This window comes from Mesorhizobium sp. Root695 (assembly GCF_001428185.1).
Taxonomy (GTDB): Bacteria; Pseudomonadota; Alphaproteobacteria; order Rhizobiales; family Rhizobiaceae; genus Mesorhizobium.
This window is the reverse complement of sequence record NZ_LMHO01000003.1, coordinates 40,627-56,851: the sequence shown is the minus strand read 5'-3', so window position 1 is coordinate 56,851 and position 16,225 is coordinate 40,627. Positions and strand designations below refer to the sequence as shown.

17 protein-coding genes are annotated in these 16,225 nt (G+C 63.2%); 5 read left to right on the top strand and 12 right to left on the bottom strand.

Features of this window, described 5'->3' with window-relative positions; genetic code table 11:
* The first annotated feature begins 38 nt into the window (after positions 1 to 38).
* Positions 39 to 497, top strand: a complete 459-nt coding sequence (locus tag ASD99_RS04415) for an Lrp/AsnC family transcriptional regulator (protein ID WP_056582826.1) — start codon at positions 39 to 41, stop codon at positions 495 to 497.
* Between the two features lie 51 nt (positions 498 to 548).
* Here the strand turns inward: ASD99_RS04415 and ASD99_RS04410 are convergent, their stop codons facing one another.
* Genes ASD99_RS04410 through ASD99_RS04395 form a run of 4 tightly spaced genes read right to left on the bottom strand, consistent with a single transcriptional unit; the run spans position 549 to position 4,396 of the window.
* On the bottom strand, positions 549 to 1,520 hold the full coding sequence (locus ASD99_RS04410; RefSeq protein ID WP_056582824.1) for an ABC transporter substrate-binding protein: 972 nt from the start codon (positions 1,518 to 1,520) through the stop codon (positions 549 to 551).
* A gap of 41 nt (positions 1,521 to 1,561) precedes the next feature.
* On the bottom strand, positions 1,562 to 2,716 hold the full coding sequence (locus ASD99_RS04405) for an ABC transporter permease (protein ID WP_057142865.1): 1,155 nt from the start codon (positions 2,714 to 2,716) through the stop codon (positions 1,562 to 1,564).
* Positions 2,713 to 3,591 carry an ABC transporter permease gene (locus ASD99_RS04400; protein WP_056582821.1) on the bottom strand — a complete coding sequence of 293 codons (879 nt, stop codon included), beginning with the start codon at positions 3,589 to 3,591 and terminating at the stop codon, positions 2,713 to 2,715. Before ASD99_RS04400 ends, ASD99_RS04405 begins: the two co-directional genes overlap by 4 nt.
* A 13-nt stretch (positions 3,592 to 3,604) precedes the next feature.
* On the bottom strand, positions 3,605 to 4,396 hold the full coding sequence (locus ASD99_RS04395) for an ABC transporter ATP-binding protein (RefSeq protein ID WP_056582819.1): 792 nt from the start codon (positions 4,394 to 4,396) through the stop codon (positions 3,605 to 3,607).
* A gap of 130 nt (positions 4,397 to 4,526) precedes the next feature.
* Between ASD99_RS04395 and ASD99_RS04390 the strand changes: the two genes are divergently transcribed.
* On the top strand, positions 4,527 to 4,931 hold the full coding sequence (locus tag ASD99_RS04390) for a cupin domain-containing protein (protein WP_056582817.1): 405 nt from the start codon (positions 4,527 to 4,529) through the stop codon (positions 4,929 to 4,931).
* Positions 4,932 to 4,948: 17 nt separating this feature from the next.
* Here ASD99_RS04390 and ASD99_RS04385 read toward each other — a convergent pair whose 3' ends face one another.
* The 5 genes from ASD99_RS04385 to ASD99_RS04365 form a co-directional block, all read right to left on the bottom strand.
* Positions 4,949 to 5,332 carry a hypothetical protein gene (locus ASD99_RS04385; protein ID WP_057142864.1) on the bottom strand — a complete coding sequence of 128 codons (384 nt, stop codon included), beginning with the start codon at positions 5,330 to 5,332 and terminating at the stop codon, positions 4,949 to 4,951.
* A 16-nt stretch (positions 5,333 to 5,348) separates the two neighbouring features.
* A complete protein-coding gene (locus ASD99_RS04380; RefSeq protein ID WP_057142863.1) occupies positions 5,349 to 5,717 on the bottom strand; it encodes a hypothetical protein in 369 nt (122 codons plus the stop codon).
* Between the two features lie 2 nt (positions 5,718 to 5,719).
* On the bottom strand, positions 5,720 to 7,171 hold the full coding sequence (hydA, locus tag ASD99_RS04375; RefSeq protein ID WP_057142862.1) for a dihydropyrimidinase: 1,452 nt from the start codon (positions 7,169 to 7,171) through the stop codon (positions 5,720 to 5,722).
* A 64-nt stretch (positions 7,172 to 7,235) separates the two neighbouring features.
* Positions 7,236 to 8,486 (bottom strand): Zn-dependent hydrolase, encoded by a 1,251-nt coding sequence (locus ASD99_RS04370; RefSeq protein WP_057142861.1) that lies wholly within the window; start codon positions 8,484 to 8,486, stop codon positions 7,236 to 7,238.
* A 70-nt stretch (positions 8,487 to 8,556) separates the two neighbouring features.
* Complete coding sequence (locus ASD99_RS04365; protein ID WP_057142982.1) at positions 8,557 to 9,885, bottom strand: aspartate aminotransferase family protein; 1,329 nt, start codon at positions 9,883 to 9,885, stop codon at positions 8,557 to 8,559.
* Positions 9,886 to 10,112: 227 nt separating this feature from the next.
* On the opposite strand from ASD99_RS04365, the gene ASD99_RS04360 reads away from it, so the two are divergent.
* The gene (locus ASD99_RS04360) at positions 10,113 to 10,745 is read left to right on the top strand and encodes a TetR family transcriptional regulator C-terminal domain-containing protein (protein ID WP_057142860.1); all 633 of its coding nucleotides are present in this window, start codon (positions 10,113 to 10,115) and stop codon (positions 10,743 to 10,745) included.
* Between the two features lie 4 nt (positions 10,746 to 10,749).
* Here the strand turns inward: ASD99_RS04360 and ASD99_RS04355 are convergent, their stop codons facing one another.
* A complete protein-coding gene (locus ASD99_RS04355; protein WP_057142859.1) occupies positions 10,750 to 11,637 on the bottom strand; it encodes a helix-turn-helix transcriptional regulator in 888 nt (295 codons plus the stop codon).
* A gap of 103 nt (positions 11,638 to 11,740) precedes the next feature.
* Here ASD99_RS04355 and ASD99_RS04350 point away from each other — a divergent pair, with 103 nt between their 5' ends.
* Together ASD99_RS04350 and ASD99_RS04345 are read left to right on the top strand one after the other, a co-directional pair.
* Positions 11,741 to 12,586 (top strand): SDR family NAD(P)-dependent oxidoreductase, encoded by an 846-nt coding sequence (locus ASD99_RS04350; protein WP_057142858.1) that lies wholly within the window; start codon positions 11,741 to 11,743, stop codon positions 12,584 to 12,586.
* Positions 12,583 to 13,305, top strand: a complete 723-nt coding sequence (locus ASD99_RS04345; protein ID WP_056582799.1) for an SDR family oxidoreductase — start codon at positions 12,583 to 12,585, stop codon at positions 13,303 to 13,305. The genes ASD99_RS04350 and ASD99_RS04345 overlap by 4 nt, the downstream gene beginning before the upstream one ends.
* Before the next feature lie 242 nt (positions 13,306 to 13,547).
* On the opposite strand, the gene otsB is transcribed toward ASD99_RS04345, so the two are convergent.
* A complete protein-coding gene (gene otsB, locus ASD99_RS04340) occupies positions 13,548 to 14,309 on the bottom strand; it encodes a trehalose-phosphatase (RefSeq protein ID WP_057142856.1) in 762 nt (253 codons plus the stop codon).
* A complete protein-coding gene (locus tag ASD99_RS04335) occupies positions 14,306 to 16,084 on the bottom strand; it encodes an alpha,alpha-trehalose-phosphate synthase (UDP-forming) (RefSeq protein WP_057142855.1) in 1,779 nt (592 codons plus the stop codon). The genes otsB and ASD99_RS04335 overlap by 4 nt, the downstream gene beginning before the upstream one ends.
* Positions 16,085 to 16,225: the final 141 nt, after the last annotated feature.

Below are 16,225 nucleotides of genomic sequence, written 5' to 3'. Positions count from 1 at the left end.
GATGCATTCCCGCAACAAACTGCCTGGAGAGACCAAAAGTGCAGCAGAAGATAGCCGACGATTTCGACCGCAAGATCCTGCGCGAACTGCAGGCTGACGCCCGCATCACCAACAACGAGCTTGCCGAGCGGATCGGCCTGTCGCCGTCGCCCTGCCTGCGGCGGGTGCGGCGGCTAGAGGAGACCGGTGTTATCAGAGGCTACACCACGCTGATCGATCCGGCCGCCTTCGGCTGGAGCATGGTCGCCATCGCCACCATCCGGCTCAGCCGCCAGAACGAAGACGAGATCGTCATGTTCGAGGACGCGATCCGCGGCTGGGAAGAGGTGCTGGAATGCCACCTCGTCACCGGTTCGCGCGACTATGTGCTGAAGGTGGTGACGGGAAACCTCGAGCAGTACGAGCGCTTCATCAAGGAAAAGATCGCGCGGCTGAAATGCGTCGCCTCTATCGAGACCAGCTTCGTCATGAACACCATAAAGGAACGGCGCCTCTAGCATTTTTTTGCCAGAGGCGCCGTTTCGAGATCGAGATGTTGCCGGCTAGGCTTACTTGACCGCCTTGTCCGTGATCGTGGTGGTGTAGGCGCCGGTCGGCTCCTTGGTGATGATCTTCTGGTCGAGCAGCGCCTTGGCGGTGCGCTCGTAGGTCGCCGGATCGAGCTTGCCATCGGCATTGTCGATCAGCTTGGCGACTTCGCTCATCATGCGCTTCTGGTGGTTCTCGTCCTGGCCGCCGCCGTCCATGACGATGCCTGCGGCCTCGTCATTGTGGTCGATGGCGTATTTCCAGCCCTTCATCGAGGCACGCACGAAACGCACCATCTTGTCTTCGAAGGCCGGATCCTTGAGCTTGTCTTCCGAGGCATAGAGCCCGTCCTCGAGCAGGTCGTTGCCCATCGCCGAGTAGTTGAACACGGTCAGCTGTTCCGGCTTGTAGCCGGCGTCGATCAGCTGCCAGTACTCGTTGTAGGTCATAACCGAAATGCAATCCGCCTGCTTCTGGATCAGCGGCTGCACGTCGAAGCTCTGCTTGAGCACGGTGACGCCATCCGGGCCGCCCTCGGTCTTGAGACCGAGCTTGTTCATCCAGGCGTAGAACGGATACTCGTTGCCGAAGAACCAGACGCCGAGCGTGTGGCCCTTGAAGTCGGCTTCGGTCTTGATCGGTCCGTCCTTCGGGCAGACCAGTTCCATGCCGGCCTTCTTGAACGGCTGGGCGATGTTGACCAGCGGCACGCCCTTTTCGCGGGCGGCCAGCGCACCGCCCATCCAGTCGACGATGACGTCGGCGCCGCCGCCTGCGATCACCTGCTCGGGCGCTATGTCGGGACCGCCCGGCTTGATGTCGACGTCGAGACCCTCGGCGTCATAGAAACCCTTGGCCTTGGCGACATAGTAGCCGGCAAACTGGGCCTGCGTGACCCATTTCAGCTGCAACGTCACCTTGTCGGCGGCCATTGCCTGGAAAGCGGCAAGCGACATCGCGCCGGCCAGAACAGGAATAACAAGTCTTTTCATGTTTTTACCCTCTGAAGTTAGTGCCCTTAAACCCACCGCCCCTATCCACCACGGACAGAGGGATGCCAAAACGTGACGGCTCTTTCGGCAAGAGCGACCACGCCATAAAAGACCGAACCCGCAAGTGCTGCAACTGCGATTTCGGCCCAGACCATGTCGATGTTCATCCGCCCGACCTCGGTCGAGATGCGGAAGCCCATGCCGACGACGGGCGTGCCGAAGAACTCGGCGACGATGGCGCCGATCAGCGCCAGCGTCGAGTTGATCTTCAGTGCGTTGAAGATGAAGGGCGCGGCTGCCGGCAGCCTGAGCTTCAGCAGCGTCTGCCAGTAGCCAGACGCGTAGGTGCGCATCAGATCGCGCTCCATATGGCCGGAGGCGGCCAGGCCGGCGACCGTGTTCACCAGCATCGGGAAGAAGGTCATGATGATGACCACCGCCGCCTTGGACTGCCAGTCGAAACCGAACCACATGACCATGATCGGCGCGACGCCGATGATCGGCAGCGCCGAGACCATGTTGCCGATCGGCAAGAGCCCGCGCCGCAGGAACGGCACCCGGTCGGCGAGCACGGCAGTGATGAAACCGGCGCCGCTGCCCACGACATAGCCGAAGATCACCGCCTTGAAGATGGTCTGGCGGACATCGGCGCCGAGCACCGGCAGCGAACCGGCGATGCGCGCGCCGATGGCGCTTGGCGGCGGCAACAGGATGAAAGGGATGCCGGCACCCCGCGTCACCGCTTCCCAGATGATCAGGATCCAGGCACCGAAGATGGCGGGGATGATCAGGCGCAGCGCGGTGCGAGCCCATTTGGCGAAAGGACGCGATGACGACAGCACTGCCACGCAACGCCAGCCGAGCAGCCAGGCGGCGGCGAGCAGCAGGAAAAACGGCGCCCGCGCCAGACCTTCGAAGCCGGCGATGCCGCCAATCAGCAGCCAGGCCACCAGATGCGCGCCGATGAAAAGCACAACGGCTTCGACGATGGACGGTATTCTGGCCATCGAGATCAAAGCGGCGAGAAGCAGCACGCCGAAGATCAGCCAGTTCGTCGCTACATAGGGATATATCAAAGTCCCTGCAGGCTGCGCCAGTGGATCCACTTTCGGCGCGCCGATCGGGCCGAGCGCCACCGCGATCAGGCACAGCATGATCGCCAGCGCTGCTTGCCAGGAGGGCTTCAGCCAGTTCATGCCGGCCTCCCGCCCATGGCGCGGTCGACGATACGCCCGGCAATGCCTACCACCATGACCAGAAGTGCGGCCACCACCGAACCGGCGACCAGCGCCGACCAGATGTCAATGGACTGGCTGTAATAGGCGCCGGCCAACAGCTTGGCGCCGATGCCGGCGACCGCACCTGTCGGCAGTTCGCCGACGATTGCACCGACCAGGCTTGCCGCCACCGCCACTTTCATTGACGTGAACAGGAATGGCACCGAGGCCGGCACGCGCAGCTTCCAGAAGGTCTGCGCACCACTAGCATTGTAGGTGTGCATCAGGTCGAGATGCATGATCTCGGGCGAACGCAGGCCCTTCACCATGCCCACCGTCACCGGAAAGAATGACAGATAGGTCGAGATCATCGCCTTCGGGACCAGGCCGGTGATACCGACCGCGGCCAGCACGACGATGATCATCGGCGCCACCGCCAGGATCGGAATGGTCTGCGAAGCGATGATCCACGGCATCAGGCTGCGGTCGAGCGTCGCCACATGCACGATGCCGACAGCAATGATGATGCCGAGCGCTGTGCCGAAAGCAAAGCCGAGCAGCGTCGACGACAGCGTCACCCAGGCATTGTAGACGAGGCTGCGGTTCGAGGTGACGGGCCGCAGGAAGGTGTTCTCGAAGAAGTTCACCGCCACCTGATGCGGAGCCGGCAGCGTCGGCTTCGGCTGCGCCAGCGTCTTGCCGATGAATTCGCTCAAGGTATGTGTTTCACCAGCGCGGCGGTCGAGATCGCGCTGGAACGGCGTGTTGAGGATGACGGCGAAGACATACCAGAGCACAACCACCCCAGCGAGGATTGAGGTCACCGGAATGAGCTTGTCGCGGAAGGAGTCCATCTAGCGCACCCCCTCAATCATCATAGCTGTGCCCTGCCCGCAGCCCGTCGCGCACGCGCGCTGCGATCGCCAGGAACTCCGGCGTCTCGCGGATGTCGAGCGGTCGCTGCTTCGGCAGCGTCGATTCGATGATGTCGCTGACGCGGCCCGGACGTGGCGACATGACGACGATGCGGGTCGACAGATAGACTGCTTCGGGAATGGAGTGGGTGACGAAGCAGATCGTCTTGTTGGTCCGCCCCCACAGTTCCAGCAATTGCTCATTGAGGTGGTCGCGCACGATCTCGTCCAGCGCACCGAATGGCTCGTCCATCAGCAGGAGGTCGGCATCGAAAGCCAGCGCGCGGGCTATCGAGGCGCGCTGCTGCATGCCGCCCGATAGCTGCCAGGGATATTTCTTCTCGAAGCCCCTAAGGTTGACGAGATCGAGCGTGCGCTTGATCCGGTCTACTTGTTCCGCCTTGGACAGGCCCATGATCTCCAGCGGCAGCCCGACATTGCGCTCGATGGTCCGCCACGGAAAAAGCGCCGCCGCCTGGAAGACATAGCCGTAGGCGCGTTTCTCTCGCGCCTGTTCTGCTGTCATGCCGTTGACGGAAATCGTTCCCGAGGTCGGCTTCTCCAGATCGGCGATGACGCGCAGCAGGGTGGTCTTGCCGCAGCCCGAAGGCCCGATGAAGGAGACGAACTCCCCCTTGCCGATGGTAAGATCGACATTGGACAGCGCCTGCACCGGCCCGTCATTGGTCTGGAAGGTCAGTCCGAGTTTGCTTGCCGCGACGACGGCTGGCGAAGTCCCTGTCATCGGCTGCTGCCTGCCTGTTCCCGCCCCTGCGGCGCCGGCTGGAATCCGATTGCTTTTATCGCGATGTTGTTTTCCACTCGCCCTGTCCCATTGGTCTTGTCCCACTCAATCGACGCCCCGGAGTTTCCCGATGTCGCCCAAACCGACTTGTCATCTTATCCGCCCTGAAAGCACTTATGAAGGCAAGCAGGGATTGACCTATTTCGCCGGCATTGCCACGGAGACCGTCGGCGCCTCCGGCATCTGCATGCACGTGCTCACCATGCCGCCCGGCGCCCGCGCCAAGGCGCATCTGCATGAAAACCATGAAACGGCGATCTACGTGCTCTCCGGCGAGGTCCACACCTGGTATGGCGACCGGCTCGAGCACCATATCGTCGTCAAGGCCGGGGACCTCTTCTACATTCCGGCCGGCGTCCCGCATCTGCCGGCCAATCTGAGCAACGCCCCGTCCTCGGCCGTCATTGCCCGCACCGATCCCAACGAACAGGAAAGCGTCGTCCTGCTGCCTGAACTGGACGCGCTGGTCGCCTGACGCTGACGGGATCGCTGTCATTCGCACCGCGAGACTTCCCCCATGACGTTGCCGTCCGCATCGGCGATTACCAGCTTTTTGGCGCTCTTGGCGCTGCGCTTGATGGTGAACTTGGTCGGCTCCTGTTCCTCTTCGCCTTCTGCCTCACATGTCGCTGTCACCACCAGCGATCCGTCAGCCTGCGCTTGCGTCTTCGTGAACGTGCAGGCGCTGGCGGCGGTGATCAATTCCTTGTCGGTCAAAAGCAGCATCTGATCGGCGGCGACTTCCTGGCCGTTGCGGTTGATGCAGCCATATTTGTCGCCATAGGGTTTCGACAGATCGATATCTGCCGCCGAAGCCTGACCGGCCCCCAGCACAAGAACCATCGCAACAGACAAACCAAAACCGCGCAAGCTCATTCCCCAACGCCCGACATTACGAACATGATTGCAGCGGCCCCATTTCCTCAAGGCCGGGAATGGTGACGAAGAAACCATCCTCTCCCTTGTTGGTGACCACGACGGTTTCGGTTGTCGTTCCCGCCTCGCCCTCGACGGAACAGGTCGAAATCAGCGATTGTGCACCCAGCACCGGCGTCAATTGCTGTGCAAACCGGCAGCCGCTGCCATAGGCCTCGATGCCCCCGGCGGTCAGCACGATATAAGCATCGCTGTCCTGATAACCGGCCTTGACGCCGGCACAGCCGACATCATTGCCCCAGGAGCCGGCCAGCACGCCGCCTGCTGCTGGACCGGCGACACTCGCTGCCAAGACCAACGAAATGAGCGCGGCCGAACGCGCCAAGCTCAAACCCCGGTCGCCGGGATACCGGTGCGTTCCACCTTGCGCGGCGCGGAAATCTCTTTCCACGTCGACAGCGCCCGATTGACCGCCGCATTCGGCTCGCGGGCGACGAACTCGCCATGGCCGGGCTTGGCCTTGACCTCGGCCTCCTGGATCGACAGTTCGCCGCGCGAGAAGACGAAGCGCGGCAGGCCGGTCACTTGGAACCCTTCGAAGACATTGTAGTCGATCACCGACTGCTGCTTCTTTGAAGTGATCTTCTTCTTTCGCTTCGGATCCCAGACGACGATGTCGGCATCCGCGCCTTCGACGATGGCGCCTTTTTTCGGATACATGTTGAGGATCTTGGCGATGTTGGTCGAGGTCACCGCGACGAACTCGTTCATCGTCAGCCGGCCGGTGTTGACGCCGGTGGTCCACAGCACCGGCATGCGGTCTTCGAGCCCGCCGGTGCCGTTCGGGATCTTGGTGAAATCGCCGACGCCGTTGCGCTTCTGCTTGGTGGTGAAGGCGCAATGGTCGGTCGCCACCACCTGCAGCGAGCCCGCCTGCAGGCCGGCCCACAGCGAATCCTGGTGCAATTTGTTGCGGAAGGGCGGGCTCATAACGCGGCGCGCCGCATGATCCCAGTCCTTGTCGAAATACTCGCTCTCGTCCAGCGTCAGATGCTGGATCAGCGGCTCGCCAAACACTCGCATGCCCTTCTGGCGCGCCCGGCGGATCGCCTCGTGGCTTTGCTCGCAGGAGACGTGCACGACATAGAGCGGCACGCCCGCCATGTCGGCGATCATGATGGCGCGATTTGTCGCCTCGCCTTCCACTTCCGGCGGGCGCGAATAGGCGTGACCTTCCGGGCCGTTGTTGCCGGCGGCCAGCAGCTTCTGCGAAAGTGCCGCGACAACGTCGCCATTCTCGGCGTGCACCAGCGGCAGCGCGCCGAGATCGGCGCAGCGCTGGAACGACGCGTACATCTCGTCGTCGTCGACCATCAGCGCGCCCTTGTAGGCCATGAAGTGCTTGAACGAGGTGATGCCCTTGTCGACGACAGTCGCCATCTCGTCGAACACCTGCTTGCCCCACCATGTGACCGCCATGTGGAAGGAATAATCGCAGGCAGCCTTCGACGTCTTGTTGTCCCACCTCTGCAGGGCCTCGAGCAGCGATTGCTGCGGCGCCGGCAGGCAGAAATCGACCACCATCGTCGTTCCGCCGGCAAGGGCCGCACGTGTGCCGGATTCGAAATCGTCGGCCGAATAGGTGCCCATGAACGGCATTTCGAGATGCGTATGCGGGTCGATGCCGCCCGGCATGACGTAGCAGCCGGTGGCGTCGAACTCGTGATCGCCGTGAAGATCCGAGCCGATGGCGACGATCTTGCCGTTCTGCACCAGCACATCGGCCTTCCACGTGCGGTCGGCCGTGACGATGGTGCCGTTTCGGATGACTTTGGTCATTATTCTGTTCCCTTGTTCTCTTCGCGCTTCTTTGCGAGCAGCGTTTGAAATCCGGATATTTGGTTCACTCCACGATGACAGCCGTCTCCACCACGGCGTGGAACAGCACGTCGGCGCCGGCCGAGGCCCATTCCTTGGTGATTTCCTCGGCCTCGTTGTGGCTCAAGCCATCGACGCAGGGGCACATCACCATGGCGGTGGGCGCGACGCGATTGATCCAGCAAGCGTCGTGGCCGGCACCGGAGACGATGCTGCGATGGGAATAGCCGAGGCGTTCGGCAGCGTCGCGGATTGCCTTGACGCAGCCGGCATCGAAGGTGACAGGGTCGAAAGCACCGACCTGCTCGATTTGGTACTGGATGTCGAGCGCCTCGCAGATCGTGTCGATGCCTTCGCGGATGCGGCCATCCATGGCGTCCAGCACTTCTTTTTCCGGCGAGCGGATGTCGATGGTGAAGACAGTGCGGCCGGCGATGATGTTGCGCGAGTTGGGATAGACCTCCATGTGGCCGACCGCACCGACGGCGTCGGGCTGGTAGTCCATGGCGATCTCGTGCACCAGTTCGATCACCCGCGCCATGCCGAGCCCGGCATTGCGGCGCTTGGGCATCGGCGTCGAGCCGGTATGCGCTTCCTTGCCGGTCAGCGTCACCTGCAGCCATTTCAGACCCTGGCCGTGGGTGACGACGCCTATGTCGATGCCCTCGTCCTCGAGGATCGGTCCCTGTTCGATATGCAGTTCGAAGAAGGCGTGGATCTTGCGATTGCCGACCTTCTCGGTCCCCTTCCAGCCAATGCGTTCGAGTTCCTCGCCGAATTTCTTGCCCTGCTTGTCGACATGCCCGTAGACATCGGCCTGTTCGAGCACGCCGGCGAACACGCCGGATGCCATCATCGCCGGCGCGAAGCGCGCGCCTTCTTCGTTCGTCCAGTTGGTGACGACGATCGGATGTTTGGTTTTGATGCCGAGATCATTGAGCGAGCGCACGACTTCAAGTCCACCCAGCACGCCCAGCACGCCGTCATACTTGCCGCCTGTCGGCTGCGTATCGAGATGGCTGCCGACATAGACTGGCGGCAGGCTGGGGTCGGTGCCTTCGCGGCGGGCAAACATGGTGCCCATTTCATCGACGCCCATTTCCAGCCCGGCCGCATCGCACCAGCGCTTGAACAGATGCCGGCCCTCGCCGTCCTCGTCGGTCACGGTCTGGCGATTATTGCCGCCGGCGATGCCGGGGCCGATCTTCGCCATTTCCATGATGGAATCCCACAAACGGTCTGAATTGATTCGCAGATTCTCGCCGGGTGCGGCCATTCAAAGTCCTCTCATTTCATATACTGGTCGGGCGGCGGGTCCCGCCGCCGCCCGTCCAGGCAAAGCAGATCTAGTCTATCGATCTCAGCACATCGCGCACATGGTCGATCAATTCGTTGATCTGCCCCTTGGTGATGATCAGCGGCGGCGACAGCGCGATGATGTCGCCGGTGGTGCGGATCAGCGCGCCGCGCTCGAACGCCTTGACGAAGGCCGAGAAGGCCCGCTTGGTCGGCTGGCCGGCAATCGGCGGCAACTCGATCGCGCCGATCAGGCCGATGTTCCTGATATCGATGACGTTCGGCTCGCCCTTGAGCGAATGCAGCGCGTCTTCCCAATAGGGCGCGAGTTCCTCGCCACGGGTCAGCAGGCCCTCTTCCTTGTAGGTGTCGAGCGTTCCGAGTGCCGCCGCGCAGGCGATCGGATTGCCCGAATAGGTGTAGCCATGGAAGAACTCGATCATGTGTTCGGGGCCGGTCATGAAGGCGTCGTGGATTTCCTTCTTCACGAACACCGCGCCCATCGGGATGACGCCGTTGGAGACGCCCTTGGCGGTTGTCATGATGTCGGGCGTGACGCCGAAATAATCGGCTGCGAACGGCGTGCCGAGGCGGCCGAAACCGGTGATGACCTCGTCGAAGATCAACAGGATGCCGTGCTTGGTGCAGATCTCGCGCAGCTTCTGCAGGTAGCCCTTCGGCGGCAGGATGACCCCGGTGGAGCCGGCGACCGGCTCGACGATGACGGCGGCGATGGTCGAGGCGTCATGCAGGGCGACGATGCGCTCCAGTTCGTTGGCGAGTTCCGCGCCATGCTCCGGCACGCCCTTGGTGAAGGCATTCTTTTCCGGCAGATGCGTATGCGGCATATGGTCGACGCCGCCAAGCAGCGTGCCGAACATCTTGCGGTTGGTGACGATGCCGCCGACCGAGATGCCGCCGAAATTGACACCGTGATAGCCGCGCTCGCGGCCGATCAGGCGGGTGCGCGAGCCCTCGCCTTTCACGCGGTGATAGGCGATCGCCATCTTGAGTGCGGTTTCGACCGATTCCGAGCCTGAATTGGTGAAGAAGACATGATCCATGCCCTTGGGCGCGAGGTCGACCAGGCGGTTGGCCAGTTCGAACACGATCGGATGGCCCATCTGGAAGGCGGGCGCATAGTCGAGTTCGGCGGCCTGGTGCTGGATCGCCTCGGTGATCTTCGGACGGCAGTGACCGGCATTGACGCACCAGAGCCCGGCGGTGCCGTCGAGCACCTTGCGACCGTCGCTGGTCGTGTAATGCATGTCCTTGGCGGACACCATCATGCGCGGCGCCTGCTTGAACTGCCGGTTTGCCGTGAACGGCATCCAGAATGCACTGAGATCGTTCGGCGTGACTTTCAGCCGGTTGGACATGACCAAGACTTCCCCTTGTAAACTGTTTCGGTGCGCCCAACGCTTGGTCTTTGCTGCGTTTTCATGCTACGCAAATTTTTGACCGATTGGACAAACGTTAGCACCGCCCTGTCGGCGGTCAAGGGATTACTAGCGGAAATGCGGCACCTGAAGTGCGTTCCACAGGCTAGGGAAAAACTGGTCCAGAGAATTGGTCCAGATGACCCTCAACGCGAGGGCTTGCAACGGTGACCAGCACGGACCACCCTCGCCGCACCCGCATCCAGCAGGAAAAGCGCGAACTCATCCTGGAGGCCGCGCTCGAGGTCTTCTCCACCAACGGCTTCCGCGGCTCGACCATCGACCAGATCGCCGAAGCCGCCGGCATGTCGAAGCCGAACCTGCTCTATTATTTCCGCCGCAAGGAAGACATCCACGAGACGCTGATGCAGCGCCTGCTCGACACCTGGCTGGCGCCGCTGCGTGAACTCGACGACATCGGCGATCCCCTCACCGAACTGCGCAGCTACATCAGGCGCAAGCTGGAGATGGCGCGCGATTTTCCACGCGAGAGCCGGCTGTTCGCCAACGAGATCCTGCAAGGCGCGCCGCGCATCATGCCGCTGCTGGCCGGCGAACTGAAGACGCTGGTCGACGAGAAGGCCGCCGTCATCAAGGGCTGGATGCGCGCCGGCAAGATCGCCCGCACCGACCCGTGGCACCTGATCTTCTCGATCTGGGCGACGACGCAGCATTATGCCGATTTCGACGTCCAGGTCCGCGCCGTGCTCGGGCCGAACCGCGGCGGCGACGGCCGCTTCGAGGATGCGGCGCGTTTCCTGGAACAACTGTTCCTCGACGGGCTGAAACCGAAGACCTGACGCTTCAGGCGCTGCGGCGCTCGGCCGGCAGCGCGTCCAGCAATGTCTGCAGCTTGGCGACCGAGTTCTGCTCGGCAAGCGGGGTGTAGACGATCAGCTTCATGTCGGAGCCGTCGCCGATCGAAAGGCTCATATGCTCGAAGGTCATGGCGCCCGCGCTTGGGTGCCGGACATGCTTCACCCCCGACAATCGGTGCGCGACGTCGCGCTGCGGCCACCAGTCGCGAAACTCCGGGCTCGAGCGCGTCATCAACTCGATCAGCCGCTCGAAATCCGGATCGCCGACATAGCGGGCGCTCGCGGCCCGGAACGAGGCCAGCACGGTGCGCGCCAAATCTTCCCAGTCGACCAGCAGGCGCCGGTGGTGCGGATTGGTGAACACCATGTGGACGATGTTGCGGGCATCCCCCTCCAGAAGGCCATAATCGCCGAACACCGCGAGGGCCGCCGGGTTCCAGGCCAGCACGTCCCAGCGCCGCCCGACGACATAGGCCGGCTGCAGCACCAGGCTCTGGAGCATGTGCAGCAAAGGACCATCGACCTTTTCCGGAGCCACGGCACGGCGCTCCGGCTGCTGGCGGTCGGCGAGGATGAACAGATGCTGTTTTTCGGCCGCGTCGAGGCGCAGCGCTTCGGCGAGCGCGGTCAGCACCTCGACCGAGGGCCTGACCTCCCGCCCCTGCTCCAACCACGTGTACCAGGTCGTGCCGACACCGGCGATCATCGCTACCTCCTCGCGCCGCAAGCCGGGCGTGCGCCGCCTGAGACCGGTGGCGATGCCGGTGGCCGAGGGCGTCAGCCTTTCGCGGCGCGAGCGCAGGAAGGCGCCGAGCTCGCGCCGGCGGCTGTCTTCAGCGGAGTGCGTGGGGGCCGAGTGGGATTGGGACTCCATCGGTTTATTATAGCAGTATTGATACCAGGATAAAGTTTGAACTGTTTGGCTCGCGCCAACTGTCCCATCTTCCGTTCAGAGCAACAGAACGGAGGCTCTGAACATGGAACTCAAGGACAAGACAATCCTGATCACCGGCTCCACCGACGGCGTTGGCCGCGTCGTCGCGCAACGACTCGGCGCCGCGGGCGCCCGTGTGCTGGTGCACGGCCGCGATGCGACGCGCGGCAAGGCTGTTGTCACCGAGATCGAAGCCGCCGGCGGCAAGGCGGAGCTTCTGGTCGCCGACCTCTCTTCGCTGGCAGAAGTGCGCCGGCTTGCCGAGGCGGTGCGCGCCCGGACGAACCGGCTCGACATCCTCATCAACAATGCCGGCATCGGCACGGCGGGCCAAGGCGCCAAAAGGCAGGTCAGCGCCGACGGCTACGAACTGCGCTTCACGGTCAACTACCTCGCCGGTTTCCTGCTGACATCGGAGCTCCTGCCATTGCTGACGGCGAGCGCTCCGGCGCGCATCGTCAATGTCGCCTCGGCGGGGCAGCAGGCGATCGATTTCAGCGATGTCATGCTGACCCGTTCGTATGACGGGGTGCGTGCCTACTGCCAGAGCAAGCTGGCGCAGATCCTGTTCACCGTCGACCTCGCGGAGCAGCTGAAAGGCACCGGCGTCACCGTCAACGCGCTGCATCCGGCAAGCTACATGAACACCACCATGGTCCGGCAGGCCGGCGTGACGCCGTGGAGCTCGGTCGAAACCGGCGCCGACGCCATCCTCAACCTCGCGACATCACCCGCGCTCGACGGAAGAAGCGGTCTCTATTTCGACGGCCTGCGGGAAGCCCGCGCCGATGCCCAGGCCTATGACGCCAGGGCAAGGCAACAGCTACGAGCCTTGAGTCTCGACCTCATCGGCCCGGCCTCCCCCACATCGAAGGAGCAGTATTCATGACCAAGACAATCCAACATGCCGTCATCATCGGCGGCTCGTCCGGCATCGGCCTGGCGACCGCGCGCAAGCTGCTTGGTCCCGGCATGAAGGTGACCATCACCGGGCGCAACGAGGAGAAGCTGACCAGCGCATGGAACAGTCTTGGCGGCGCTGCCGACAAGGCGGCTTTCGATGCCGCGAAGCCCGACGAGGTCAGCCGGTTCTTCGAGGGCCTCGGTCCTTTCGACCATCTGGTGCTGGCGGCCAGCGGCGGCAAGGGCCTTGGCCCCTTCCAGACGCTCGACCTGAGCGACATCGGCAGTGGCGTCGACGAGAAAGTCCGCCCACAGCTGTCCTGCCTGCAGGCGGCCTTGCCCACTCTGAACAAGGCCGGATCGGTCACCTTCATTTCGGCGGTCTCGGCGCAGCTCGCAACGCCCGGCGTCGCCGGCATCGCCGCCATCAACGGCATGCTGTTGACCGTGGTGCCGATCCTGGCCCTGGAACTGAAGCCGCTGCGCGTCAATGTCGTAGCGCCCGGCGTCATCGACACGCCCTGGTGGGATTTTCTGGCCGACGAGCAGAGGCAGGCGCTGTTTGCAGATTACGCCGGTAGGACCCCGGTCGGCCGCATCGGCCGTGCCGAAGACGTCGCCTCGGCAATCGCCTTTCTCGTCTCCAACGGTTTCATGACCGGTCAGGTGCTGACCTGCGACGGCGGCCTGCGGTTTGCGGCGTAACGGGCCGCTCCGGAACATAGGAATAATCGGATGTATCAGCCCCAAACATCTTGTTGTCGATCGCCTCCTGCCAGCTGGAGTCGGCATCGGACGGTGAAATGGCGGCGGTCCCATGGCGGGAGGGTCGGGGGTGAAGCCAATTCGGCGTGATCTCTCGAACCAATTGTGCAAAGCGTCCCATCGAACCGTTCCTTTCCTTGCCCTTTCCAGATGCGCGATCGGGGTGCGCGCTTCGGCCGGACTTAAAGCTGACTTTTCAGCCAGGCGAGCGTTTCGGCAACACCGGCAAGCCCGTAATGCGCGGTGGTATGCGCTGGCGGCTTGACCCGTATCGACAGGCCGCCGGCGTCATTGACGGCTTCGAAGCCGTTTTCGTCCGATGTGTCGTCGCCCAGGAAGACAGGGCAGCGGCCCGTGAAGGGCGCGATGTCCATGAAACGCCGGATCGCGGCGCCCTTGGCTGCCTCGAGCGGCAGCAATTCCACACCGGCATTGCCGGGAACCACCCGATAGCCCTTTGGCAAGGTGGCCAGCGCCTGCTCGACAAGCTGCGTCGCGCGGGGAAGCAGATGCGGGGCAGCGCGCGTGTGGATGGCCAGCACCCGTCCCTTGCGCTCGATATAGGCCCCGCGACCGAGCTCGGCCTGGATCTCGTCTGCAAGCGCCGCGATATCCGCCGGCTCTCCCGCGACTTCGACCTCGTCGTCCGGCAGGAGCCTGTGTTCCAGGCCGTAAAGACCGGCTGCGCGCAGCTTCAAAGGCTGAAACAGCTGGTCCGCTGCCGCAACGGAGCGGCCTGTGATGAAGGCCAACGCCCCGTCCAGCTTGTCATCCAGGCCTTGCAGCAAGGAGCGAAGCTCGCCGCTGACCGAGACGGCATCCGGGTGTTCGGCATGTTCCAGCAGGGTGCCGTCAATGTCGAGGAACAACGCCCATTCGCCGGTCAGCAAGGCCGGCGGCCTTTGCAGGCTCTCGCTGGCAATTTCTTGCAGGGTCTCGCTCATAGCATTGCCACCCGCTTGCGTTCGAATATGGATACGACATTGTCGATGCCGGGCGGCCGGTCGCCAGCACCGGTTACCCGATCGAGGTCACCGCGCTTGCGCAGGCGCGCCGCGTCCAGAAGCATGCTGCCGGCCCAGCGATAGACATTGTTGTCGCGAACCATTTGCCGCATCGGCCGCATGCGCTCGCGCTGTTCGTCAGGCGTCATGGTCAGCGCCTGCAGCAGCGCTTCGCTCATCATGGCCGCGTCGTAGGGGTTGACGATCAGCGCCTCCAGCAATTCGCGCGAGGCACCGGCGAATGTGCTGAGCATCAAGACGCCCTGTTCGTCGTCGCGCGCCGCGACGAACTCCTTTGCGACCAGGTTCATGCCGTCATGCAGGCTGGTGACCATGCATATGTCGGCGGCACGATAGATCTCGTATACCTGTTCCTGCGAGTGATGTTCGGCCACCATGACCACCGGTCTGTAGCCCTCGCTGCCATAGCGCTGGTTGAGCTCCTCGGCATAGCGGTGGCATTCGTCGTGGAGCAGCTTGTAGGCCGGGAGCGTGCCGCGGCTGGGGGCCGCGATCTGCAGGAAGACTAGCCTTCCGATCCATTCAGGGTATCGCTTGAACAATTCGTCCAGCGCCTGAAACCGATCCAGAATGCCCTTGGTGTAGTCGAGACGCTCGACCCCCACGGCCAGCTTCACATCCGCTTTCAGTCCGAACCGCTCGCGCAGGCGGGCGCGGCAGTCATCGACATCGGGCAATTTTGCCAGCAGGTCCGCCGGCCATTCGATCGAGATGGGATAGGCGTGCACCAGCGTCGTCTGCCCGCCATAGGAGATCGCCGCATCCGCCCGCTCAATGCGGCTTTCCAGGAAGCGATCGACGCTTTCGGTGAAATTGTTGGCGTGGAACTGGGTGTGGAAGCCGATGATCGAGCTGCCGAGCAGCCCCTCCAGGATGCGTTCACGCCACGGACAGATGCTGTACACCTCCGAGTTCGGCCATGGAATGTGCCAGAAGGTGATGACGATCGCCTCCGGCAGGCGCTCGCGGATCATGCGCGGCAGCAGCGCGAAGTGGTAGTCCTGGACCAGCACGATCGGCCGCGCGTTGCGCGCTTCGGCGACCACCGTGTCGGCGAATTTCCGGTTGACAGCCTCATAGGCCTCCCAGTCCGATGCGCGGAAAATCGGCCGGGTGAAGGCGATGTGGCAAAGCGGCCAGAGGCCCTCATTGGCGAAGCCGAGATAGTAGCCCTGATGCTCCTCCTCCGTCAGCCAGACCCGGCGCAGCGTGTAGGACGGATTGCCGGGCGGCACCTGTACCCGGTCGTCCTGGTCGACCGTCAGACGGTCTGCGGTTCCACCGCCATAGGCGATCCAGGTGCCGCCACAGGCACGGGTAATCGGCTCGAGCGCCGACACCAGCCCGCTGGCCGGCACCAGCAATTCGACACCATCATCCCTGATGTTGTGGATATAGGGTTCGCGGTTGGACACCACGATGACCTGCGCATCGGGCAGGTCGTCGGCGAGGATCTTGCGCAATGTCTCGGGCGACCACGTCACCAGCGCCGCATCGGCCGATTGGCCGTTCTTCTCGAACTCCCGTATCACCTTGCGCGCCGCTTCCGCGGCCACGTCTTCGCCCGCCGGATGCGCGACAGCAGGAGGGTGATTGCGGTGCTGCCGCGATAGGGAGAAGAAAACGGCAAAAGCGGAAAAACCGAGGCTCGCGAGGATCAGAACCCAGAGCAGGTCCGCACCGAAATTTGTCATGGGTATGCCAACTCACCTCCGGCCGTTCGGCGGCCGTTTTGTTCGTGTTTCCGATTTGAGACTGTCCGCGGCGACATGGTCGGCGTCCGGACCTGTATTTTTGCAACGCACAAAGCCGGGATCGGTTCCGCCCGATTCTGT

Bases quoted from the DNA above. Each gene is read 5' to 3' on its own strand.
- ASD99_RS04395 (WP_056582819.1), bottom strand. From the start codon at position 4,396: ATGACAGGGACTTCGCCAGCCGTCGTCGCGGCAAGCAAACTCGGACTG.
- ASD99_RS04345 (WP_056582799.1), top strand. From the start codon at position 12,583: ATGACCAAGACAATCCAACATGCCGTCATCATCGGCGGCTCGTCCGGC.
- ASD99_RS04410 (WP_056582824.1), bottom strand. From the start codon at position 1,520: ATGAAAAGACTTGTTATTCCTGTTCTGGCCGGCGCGATGTCGCTTGCC.
- ASD99_RS04370 (WP_057142861.1), bottom strand. From the start codon at position 8,486: ATGGCCGCACCCGGCGAGAATCTGCGAATCAATTCAGACCGTTTGTGG.
- ASD99_RS04405 (WP_057142865.1), bottom strand. From the start codon at position 2,716: ATGAACTGGCTGAAGCCCTCCTGGCAAGCAGCGCTGGCGATCATGCTG.
- ASD99_RS04355 (WP_057142859.1), bottom strand. From the start codon at position 11,637: ATGGAGTCCCAATCCCACTCGGCCCCCACGCACTCCGCTGAAGACAGC.
- otsB (WP_057142856.1), bottom strand. From the start codon at position 14,309: ATGAGCGAGACCCTGCAAGAAATTGCCAGCGAGAGCCTGCAAAGGCCG.
- ASD99_RS04350 (WP_057142858.1), top strand. From the start codon at position 11,741: ATGGAACTCAAGGACAAGACAATCCTGATCACCGGCTCCACCGACGGC.
- hydA (WP_057142862.1), bottom strand. From the start codon at position 7,171: ATGACCAAAGTCATCCGAAACGGCACCATCGTCACGGCCGACCGCACG.
- ASD99_RS04335 (WP_057142855.1), bottom strand. From the start codon at position 16,084: ATGACAAATTTCGGTGCGGACCTGCTCTGGGTTCTGATCCTCGCGAGC.
- ASD99_RS04365 (WP_057142982.1), bottom strand. From the start codon at position 9,885: ATGTCCAACCGGCTGAAAGTCACGCCGAACGATCTCAGTGCATTCTGG.
- ASD99_RS04385 (WP_057142864.1), bottom strand. From the start codon at position 5,332: ATGAGCTTGCGCGGTTTTGGTTTGTCTGTTGCGATGGTTCTTGTGCTG.
- ASD99_RS04400 (WP_056582821.1), bottom strand. From the start codon at position 3,591: ATGGACTCCTTCCGCGACAAGCTCATTCCGGTGACCTCAATCCTCGCT.
- ASD99_RS04390 (WP_056582817.1), top strand. From the start codon at position 4,527: ATGTCGCCCAAACCGACTTGTCATCTTATCCGCCCTGAAAGCACTTAT.